Here is a 1687-nt window from a genome sequence, read left to right as displayed (position 1 = left end):
GCTGCCCGGCGCGGGCACAGGGCTGGCCGTAGCCGGCGCCGGAGCGACCGCGGCCGAACTAAAACGGCGATTGCTGCGCGCAATGCTGTGCACCTTCTCGCACAGCAGCTGCTTGACCTTCTCCGGGTTGCGCGAGATGTCCTCGAAATTCTTCGGCAAAAAATCCACCGCACCGGCGTCCAGGGCGTCGAGGGTGACGCGAGCGCCTTCGTGGGTCAGCGAGGAAAACATCAGCACCGGCGTCGGACAGCGCTGCATGATGTTCCGCACCGCGGTGATGCCGTCCATCATCGGCATCTCGTAATCCATGGTGATCACGTCGGGCTTGAGCGCCAGCGCCTGGTCGATGGCCTCGCGGCCATTGGTGGCCGTGCCCACCACCTGGATATTGGGGTCGGCAGACAGAATTTCCGAAACGCGCCGGCGGAAGAAGCCGGAGTCGTCCACCACCAAAACCTTGACTGCCATACACACTCCTAAACGGCGCCGGACCGACCGACGCCGCAACCATCAGAAACGTCGAGCGTAGCGCTTGAGCATGCTCGGTACGTCGAGAATCAGGGCGATGCGCCCGTCGCCGGTGATCGTGGCGCCGGACATGCCCGGGGTGCCCTGGAGCATCTTGCCCAGCGGCTTGATCACCACCTCTTCCTGGCCCACCAGCTGGTCGACGACGAAGCCGATGCGCTGGCTGCCCACGGTGAGGATCACCACATGGCCCTCGCGTTGGCCCTCGTGGAAGGCCTGCGGCACCAGCCAGCGCTTGAGGTAGAACAGCGGCAGCGCCTTGTCGCGGACGATCACCACCTCCTGGCCGTCGACCACGTTGGTGCGCGACAGGTCGAGGTGGAAAATCTCGTTGACGTTGACCAGCGGGAAGGCGAAGGCCTGGTTCTCCAGCATCACCATCAAGGTCGGCATGATCGCCAGGGTCAGCGGCACCTTGATGATGATCTTCGAGCCCGCCCCCTTCTGCGAGAACACGTTGACCGTGCCGTTGAGCTGGGAAATCTTGGTCTTGACCACGTCCATGCCGACGCCGCGGCCGGACACGTCGGAAATCTCGGTCTTGGTCGAGAAACCCGGGGCGAAGATCAGGTTGTAGCACTCGAACTCGTTCAGGCGGTCGGCTGCATCCTTGTCCAGCAGGCCCTTCTCCACCGCCTTGGCGCGCAGCACGTCGGCGTCCATGCCCTTGCCGTCGTCGGTGATCGACAAGAGGATGTGGTCGCCCTCCTGCTCGGCGGACAGCACCACCCGCCCGCCGCGCGGCTTGCCAGCCTTCTCGCGTTCTTCCGGGGTCTCCACGCCGTGATCGACGGCGTTGCGCACCAGGTGCACCAGCGGGTCGGCCAGGGCCTCGACCAGGTTCTTGTCGAGGTCGGTTTCCTCGCCCACCAGCTCGAGGTTGATTTCCTTCTTCAGGTTGCGCGCCAGGTCGCGCACCAGGCGCGGGAAGCGACCGAAGACCTTCTTGATCGGCTGCATGCGGGTCTTCATCACCGCGGTCTGCAGGTCGGCGGTGACCACGTCGAGGTTGGACACCGCCTTGGACATGGCCTCGTCGCCGCTGTTGAGGCCCAGGCGCACCAGGCGGTTACGCACCAGCACCAGCTCGCCGACCATGTTCATGATCTCGTCCAGGCGCGCGGTATCGACCCGCACCGTGGTTTCCGCCTCGCTGGCC

Annotated in this window: 2 protein-coding genes; both read right to left on the bottom strand. The window is 65.0% G+C overall.

Features of this window, described 5'->3' with window-relative positions; genetic code table 11:
* Positions 1–468: response regulator (locus N878_RS19605; protein WP_021445256.1), on the bottom strand; the 468-nt coding region annotated here is incomplete at its 3' end.
* A gap of 42 nt (positions 469–510) precedes the next feature.
* The coding region (locus N878_RS19600) for a chemotaxis protein CheA (RefSeq protein WP_021445255.1) at positions 511–1687 on the bottom strand (1177 nt) is incomplete at its 5' end.

This window comes from Pseudomonas sp. EGD-AK9, from assembly GCF_000465935.2.
In the GTDB taxonomy this organism is placed as follows: domain Bacteria; phylum Pseudomonadota; class Gammaproteobacteria; order Pseudomonadales; family Pseudomonadaceae; genus Aquipseudomonas.
The sequence above is the reverse complement of the archived record's forward strand: the minus strand, read 5'-3'. Positions and strand labels throughout refer to the sequence as shown.